The following is a 7227-nucleotide window of genomic DNA, read 5'->3' as shown; positions in this document are numbered from 1 at the left end:
CCATCTCTATTTAAAGATTAAAGTGTTGCACCCACCAGTTGAACCCACCACCAATTGCTGACATTCGCGCAAACGCATAGCCATCTCCGCAAAGCAAAGCTTCAACTTTAAGTCGATCTTTTTTCCTTTTTTTGCAGTGGAAGGTGAGCTGCCCTTTCTAACCTTTGTTCTCTTCCTCACCATCACCTTCGGGTCTCGAAACATCCAAAACGAAGGCTTTGGTTTTTGCAGAAATTGGCCTTGGAGAGCGCTCATGAATGAGTGATAACATAGCATCCGCGCTTTCAATCGGTCCAATTTTACGAATACCGGGCGGATTATAATTAGCTACGTTACCAAACCATAGTACGAGGTAAATTCCATAGCCCTCAGCTCGGTAATGGTGTGAATAGTTACTTTCAAGCTGTTCACTGGCCGCAGTCCAAACCTGTGCATGCCATTGACCCTTAATCTCTATAGGTAAACCAATCTCTCCGATCGAGCACAAAAGATCGCACCGTGTACCATTTAGCATGGTTCCTTCGGGAAGAACACGGACCCCATATTTAATAAGGTACGGCTCCAACTGACTAGCAATGAGATCTCTACAGTAATTCTCTATGTGCGGTATAGCTTGATCCCAAAATGGTCGCACTGCGTTGAAGCTGCCGTTTAATAGCCTAGCTTGCATTGCTTCGATCTCATCCATGACAACTGACTTCAAGTCTTCAACTGTTTTCGGAACTCCGGCCAGAAGCACTTGGCGTACGTCACTTAATGTGTGTGTCGACCAGTCAGTTTCCGCCATTGCGCGGACTTGTTCCGCTGCAACGTGGCGGGCGTGATCTTTATGATTGGATAAGTCTATAGAAGTAATAAGACGGTGAAGTTCACTCCTCGCGCTTTCCGTCAAACATTCGCCGAGTTTTGAAATGCATACGTCAATAAATCGAGCGCTCAGGTAAGGATCTCCTCCCGACCATCCACCTTTTGGTGGGGGAACCTGAGGAAATCGAGCTGCATATGTTTCGATCAAAAAACTCAACTGAAGAGCTGTTATGGGTGCCGCGCCTCTCCCATTTTCCAAATTTCCTATCGATATAATTTCATTAAGAACCCATTGGTTATCGCATAAATAATTTGAAAAACTATTCTTGGACTGTTCGAAATCAACTAGAAACGCCATAACAAACCAAGCCACTTTGTGTTTGGGTGTGGGCCAGACACTTGCGTGTAACTTTGTTCTTGTAAGTTCTTTCAATTCTGCCCGGCTTGCCAGCCTGAGAGCTGCTTTCAATGTATAAATTAAGGTCTGCTCATGCATTTTTTCGCTTTGGGCTAACCATTCAATGGAAAGTTTTGCCGCCAGACTTGCATATCCCTCGACTTCAAAAATATGACGCAGCCCGGAAATATGTTCCTTTCCTGCGAGCAGCATCGGTTCAATCGTAGCGCGAACAAATGGCTCTGTTGCAGAAATATCTTCGAACAGAAGCTCCCTTAGATCATCTTCTAAAGTGCTTGGTATTGAAGTCTCGCTGACATAGAAACCCCAATCAGCTGCCGCTAACGCGGTAGCTAGAGTACATTGAGGTAGAGATGCCAAATTGCCGTACTGCGTTTGCTGCAAAGCACAGCCGACCAAAGCTACTCTTGCGAGATTGAATTCTTTACTCTCTGTCGCTTTGAGCGTTGCCATTGAGAGAGGTGTTGGCATATCAGTACGTTGGCAAGCTGCTGATAGACCGTGAATTGCAGCCTCTAGATTTTCCGGTCCCACCAACCATTCAACACGCTCTGAAGCACCTTGAATATGCTCCACATCTATAAAAAGCCCCATGTAGGAAGTTGCAATGGTGTGCAGTTCACTCAGGCTTTGCCCCTTACGAACTACCTCCCTATTATCTGTATAGTGTTGATGCCGTTTACGATTCTGGATCTCCTGCTGGACTTTCTGCTCATGTTGCCTCTGCACCTGTTCTGCCATCCATTTAGGAGGAGGTCGATTGGCAATTTCTAATAAGATAGTTTTGAGTTCAGAACGATTTTGAGCTTGGTGATTGGCTAGTATTCTAGCTTCCTCGTTAAAGCTTCTATTGGCAAAAGCACACTCAACTAATGCCATCCAACGTTGAGTGAAATCAGATATCTCGTTTTCAATATAGAAAAGAGATTCTAAGTGAAATGCAAGGTCGCCTTCATGGAACTGTAAGCCCGTGCTAATTGCCCCGAGGTACATGTTTATCAATCTGTACTCTTCTGGGGCGGCGCCTGCCAGTGCCAAGGATTGTGTCTGACGCCTTAGCTTCGCTTGCGCCAAGAAAAACTGAGTACTGAAGGTATCCCAGTCTAGTGAGCGATACTGATCGTCGGTAACATTTCGTAGCCAATGCCAAAGCTCATGAGCTGTTGGCCGACCTCCTCGTTGTAGATAAGTTTTCGCTGTATCGAGAAATCGTTCCTGAATTCTGCAGGTGTAAGACGAACGTTCGTATCGCTCTTCCGGCAATTGGGAGCCATAATTTGATATTGCCGCAACGCATTGTTGCAACGACAGCTTTGGCATGAGCCGGAAAGAAATACCGATGGATAAATTTTCAGAAAGCCTTTCTTTCACCTCATCATAGGCATTCGTAATCCCTGCAATCTGGTCCCCGGTAAACAATTGAGAATTTTCAATGACAATTTCAACTGCCAAGCATGCTGAGCTATAGTCACCACTCTGGGAAAGTAAGTGGGCCAATTCATGCCAATTTTCATCAGATTTTGCTGCCCTAAGAGCTGAGAGAGCTCTGTCTCGACTTAGAGCTGTAATTTTTTCATCGAGCAATACAGTGCGCAGCTCATCTTGAATACTGTTAGCAAAGGTAGTTCCCTTAAGAGACTCTAGAATGACTGTCGACAGGTGGTGAGGCACATCTGGATTTTGTATAAGCTTAACGATGTCTTCGCTAAGTACATCCCTAGCTAGGCCAGTTCCAACTTGTCCTTCCCAATCCTCACTCCGAAAATAGGGATCAATAGATGCAAGAATCTGAAGTTGCCGCAGGAGTTGGCGGGCTTGATTGTTCGAATACTGCTCTACATCACCATACCGAAAGCAACCATATGGGTCATTGGGAACAAGGCGTGATGTAAGACTCCGATCAAGGGTAGCTAGCCATGCATGAATTCCACGGAGCGATCTTGGAACATTTCCGTTCTTACATAAAAGCGTTTCCAGTCGGCGAATAGAGAGCGTGCCAGTTCGCAAACGTTCGGATAACCATTTCGCGGCTAGGAATTCAGCGACGGTCCTGTGGCACGGCTCGATCTTATTTGGTCTTGAGGATCTGAACAACGGCGTAGAAATGGCAGCTTTGATATTTTTCGCATTTGTTGTTTCATCTTCAAACTCAACGAGACGGGCATGAAACTCATCATCTTGACCATCGATATTAAGGCCCCGTTGGCCTGACAACAACAGTTGGGAACAAATGAACCCGGCAGTTGAGAGGATAGTTTCTCTATTCGGTCGCATCGAATTAAGAGATCTGTGTATTTCGTTATGCTCGTCCGCAAAGCTTTCACACGCATTTTGGTAGAGCTCACTTTTCGTTCGGGGCCAACCATCTCTCTGTATTGCTGCCAATAAAAGCTTAAGCGTCTGCGGATTTCGGGCCAGATCCAACGCATTATTATTTTCCGCCTCCTTTAAAAAGGCATCACCACTTCCGGCATAAGAAACCAAATCATCAACCATGGCTGCAATTTCTGCATCCTTGAGCGGTTGTAGGTGCCCGACCACAGGTGCTTTATCGAACCAAGTATGGATAAAGCGTTCATTCTGTGTATCAGCCCAGTCTGCACCACGGCACAAAATCAGGAACGTCTGAATTTGAAGTTCATTGAGCCGCTTCAGTATAGTTAGAAGCGGTGCTTCCGATCCGCTTCCCTGCGTCTCATCAAGGCCATCGATAATTGGTGTGCAATTTTTCGAAAGTGAAACTGGTGCACCTGTCGCTAAACGGTCCGCCGATACATACTGATATCCAAGAGCTTCGGCGAGTGCAGTCGCTGTTTCTGATTTACCTGCACCAGGTTCGCCAAGCAGCACAAGTGGCGCACAAAGAGAAGCAAAAGTCATTTCCGAAAGAACTTCTAACTTACCATCCGGCATATTTACTTGAATGTATCTAGGGATATATGACATGTGGGAGATGATGTGCAGAAATTACTGTGGCGACAAGACTTACGTTCCTTAAGTCACAGTTATTCGTCAGGCCGCTAAACGTCAAAAACACTGCCACTAACTATATCCGAGACATTTAACGCCCTCGTCTTTTAACTGAGAGCCCTAGCGCGGTTGGTAAGGAAGATGTCACAAAAAATTTGGCAGAATGTTGGCATCTCGAATGCCGCATTGGGTCGCTAGATTATATCATTAGTGATTGGCGGGGCTGTTCAGCTGCTCAGAGAGCACCTTCGGGGCAATTACGAAAAACTCCTACCAACCCCCTGTACAACCCATGATGGAACCACATGAGTGGCAGCTTTTGGCCCTTGAAGTACATAATTCAATCTCAAAACAATGAGTTATGAGTACAGATTCGTACGATTAGTTTGATAAGTTCAACCTGCAAGCCCGAAGACTGAGATCGCGGACCAGAGTTTATCCATCACTCGATCAGTTCCTCGCTGCCGCTTATCTGTTTTGGGTAATTCAATTGGTGCGCCGTTATAGACAATACGTCCAGTACTTAAGTTTATTCGATATCCGTCAGCAAGCATGAGCCATCGCCCCTCTACGTGGGCAGTGGGGTGAGTGAGCTGGAGCATAATCTTGCGCATCTTTACGCTTTGCTGGCCTGGATAGCTTTTGGTCTTATCCCATGCATCTTCTAGCAAGATATCTTCTACGCCTGCAGCACCTGTTGCTACAAGCAGATCAGTTTGCCGAAAGGCCTCTGACAAGACACGCTGAGGTACATCACTAAACTTCTTTTCTGGCCCTTTTAAAGAGATGTTGCCTGTTGTTCCTTCTCCCGCACACCCTGGAAAGGTACGTATGCCGGTTTCAAAATTAAACCTTCTACCAGCAAGAGTGATTGCTAGAGTCTCATAATCGCTTGGTCTCCATCCCATTTGTTGTGACAATCCGAATAGAGGGACCTGACTGACTGTGTGACCGGCAAACATTCTGGATGTGTTTGTGCCGAGTTCATTTTCCATCACTGGATAGATTTCCCGAAAAGCCTGCGGGAAGGGTTGTTTGATACCCTCTTTGGTAACGAAAAATTGCCATTCTTGACGCTCTTCTTCTGAACTCTCTACGGGATGCCAGAGCCGAACCCGCTGCCATTCCGCTCTCAAGCGGGTAGAACCATCCACAAGGAGCCATAATCCTTCATTCGATCCTCCTTTGAGGACTGCAGCAAACCTATCCCCTTCGTCTTCAACTTCCCAGATTAGCTTGCTGGTCATCGGCCATAAGGACTTGTCTGTCATTTGTCTGGCCCACACGGAAACATCCAACCACCACAAGCGCAGCAACATACCTTCCAATGCAGGTTTTATAAGCTTAGTAAACTCATCTGGAATGTGACTTGTTGTAAGCAGATCAAGAACGCGCTCTGGGTGAAGAGAAAGGTTTCGTATAGCTTCTTTGGTGGTTCGTTGTAGCTTCTTCTTAACGCCAGCATGGCGTATTTCTCGAGTGATTTTTTGTGCAATCAACACAGCTTCGGGCTGAGGTTCATCTCGGACAACCTTTCCAAGCTGAATACTTAACGATTGAGAAGGCATCGATTTGGCTTTGTGATCAGGAGCAAGGGCAGCTCCAACCCAAAGTTCATCGAGTGTTTTCAGTCCCCAATCCAGACGTTCTGTCAATGCAAGTTTCACTGCTCTCGCAACGGCTGAAGCTTCTGCAACACTGGTCAGCTTATCTGATTGATATTTGACAGTACCTGCAACTATCCTGCGGGATCTTCTCAACACTTCTTCAACAGCATGTTCAGCAAACAATCGCCATTCCGAAATATCAGCAAGAACAGAATCGTGTGCTGGGATACTATGCGACAACTCCGGGCTGATTTCGCATATTGCATTTGCCAAGGTGCGCAGATCAGACACTCCTGCAACAGCCTCGAACTCTTCAAATGAGATCGGGCCATCGTTTCTCGCGGCAATGTTTACGAGTGCAGCATCCAGGAGTAAGTCATCTCCAATTGCATGTGCCACAATTAAGGCAACATCAGCAGAGCCCTTGCTAATGCGTGGATGTAATTTCCGGAGCGTTTTCAGAGCCTCTTCTGGGAGAGTTCCAATCGTTCCCAATAGAATTCTGGCGACATAACGATAACATACGTCTTTCTCGTGAGAGCCACCTGATATAATTTCTGTTCGAGCTAAACCACTTAATGCGATAGCTGCTTCTTCGGGTGTGAAGAATAGGTAGACAGTTTCGTGCAGCCCTCCTTCTTCAATATCTCGGAGTATCCCAGATATTGAAGTGCCAGCAGTTTGTTGAAAGTCTCCCTTTTCCCACATTGTAGCAAGGATAGCGCCACGGTCGAATGGGCTTAAGGCTTGAACATATGAGTTCAACACACCAAAGTCCCGTTGAGCCTCTGGTTGTCGCAGTTGTGAAAGGACAAATGCTCTCGCTGAATTCGTTGTCATTGGGTAACCGAGTTAGAAGGTCAACATATAGCGCTAGACTCACTTGATTATGCCGTCTGCATGTTGAGCTTCCAATAGCTCCCTTAGTAGCGATATATACCTTCTACTTGGTTCTTATTGGGCACTCTCAATCCTTTCGGTGAGCAGGTTGCTGTTTGTAATGTTTACCGTACTTCATGAAAATAGGTTGTTCTGGGGGAAGTTCGGGACTTTGAAAGCATCTCGGCTCTGAAGGTTCTGTTTAAATTTTCCCTTATATTACAAGGGGAAGCCATTTTTGGCTTAGGTCAGGCCATTTTTGGCCTGCTTCTTTTCCTAGTATTTTCAAGGTGTTGCGCCAAATTCGTGGGTCTGATGCAGGTCTCCGGGCCAATTCTGGCCCGTTACTACTCCCCTTTACGATCTAGATTTAGGTCAGATCTGAATCTTATTAGATTTTATTCTCTAGTTATTTCAACAAGTAAGCGAGTTATGGTGTGCTCTCTTCTTCTATTCCCCTCGCTTTGGCATGGAAGTTGCATTTGTGTTGGCACGCTGTCGCAGACTGGGGTCTGGGGCTGTGGCCCATTCTCATCAAATGGGGTT

General features: G+C 46.1%; 2 protein-coding genes. Both read right to left on the bottom strand.

Annotated elements, in window-relative coordinates; translation table 11 throughout:
* Nucleotides 1–157: 157 nt before the first annotated feature.
* Nucleotides 158–4138: an NACHT domain-containing protein gene (locus tag PsW64_RS08815; RefSeq protein ID WP_063303384.1), complete on the bottom strand. Its 3981-nt coding sequence runs from the start codon at nt 4136–4138 to the stop codon at nt 158–160.
* 452 nt (nt 4139–4590) lie between these two features.
* Nucleotides 4591–6642, bottom strand: coding sequence for a DUF4132 domain-containing protein (locus PsW64_RS08810; protein WP_082831063.1), 2052 nt, complete (start codon nt 6640–6642; stop codon nt 4591–4593).
* Nucleotides 6643–7227 lie beyond the last annotated feature (585 nt).

It is taken from the genome of Pseudovibrio sp. W64, from assembly GCF_001623145.1.
Taxonomy (GTDB): Bacteria; Pseudomonadota; Alphaproteobacteria; order Rhizobiales; family Stappiaceae; genus Pseudovibrio.
This window is presented reverse-complemented; position numbering and strand designations above follow the sequence as displayed.

What these genes read in the sequence shown, in the direction of transcription:
- PsW64_RS08815 (WP_063303384.1), bottom strand. Translation starts at nt 4,138, where the DNA reads ATGCCGGATGGTAAGTTAGAAGTTCTTTCGGAAATGACTTTTGCTTCT.
- PsW64_RS08810 (WP_082831063.1), bottom strand. Translation starts at nt 6,642, where the DNA reads ATGACAACGAATTCAGCGAGAGCATTTGTCCTTTCACAACTGCGACAA.